The organism is Arthrobacter sp. JCM 19049 (assembly GCF_001310435.1).
This window is the reverse complement of sequence record NZ_BAXF01000879.1, coordinates 1-625: the sequence shown is the minus strand read 5'-3', so window position 1 is coordinate 625 and position 625 is coordinate 1. Positions and strand designations below refer to the sequence as shown.

The following is a 625-nucleotide window of genomic DNA, read 5'->3' as shown; positions in this document are numbered from 1 at the left end:
GAACGGTGCCGGCCAACCAGCGGCCGGGCACCGGCGGCTAAAGGCCGGATAAACCGGCAAAAGTCCTGTCGGGCACCTTCCACAAGGTGCCCGGCAGGACTATTTCGCATTCGCCTGCCGGCTGGCGCCGGCGGCAGCTACTTCCCGGCGCCCAGGGATTCGTTCGGGGCCGGTTCGGTGAACGGGGTGGGTTCCGGGCGCTTGGTGGTGATCCCGTCCCCGGGAGGCTGGTGGCGCAGCCGGCGCAGCACCCACGGGGCCAGGTGTTCACGCGCCCAATGCAGGTCCTCCAGCCGGGCGGTGCGCCAGGTGCGGGTGTCCGGCTCGAAGTTCACCTCAAGATCCAGGGTGTGCGGCACGTTCAGCGCGTCCAGGGCCATCGCGGCAATCCGCTGGTGCCCGAGCGGGGAGAAGTGCAGCCGGTCCTCGGACCACATGGCCGGGTGGTGCAGTTCGCGCAGCGCCCACATGTCGGCCACGATCGCATCATGCGGGCGGCCACGGTACGGATGTTCTCGTTGTAGATCGCCACCCGGCCGCGGATTCCGCCCAGCACCGGGGTGTCACGGGATGTCCGGGCCGTTGAAGATCAGCAAGGTGGCCCCCGAGGCGGCCAGGGCCCCGA

General features: G+C 70.1%; 1 pseudogene. It reads right to left on the bottom strand.

Annotated elements, in window-relative coordinates:
• Positions 1-137: 137 nt before the first annotated feature.
• A pseudogene (locus JCM19049_RS16880) lies at positions 138-625 on the bottom strand (SGNH/GDSL hydrolase family protein); the annotation flags it as partial.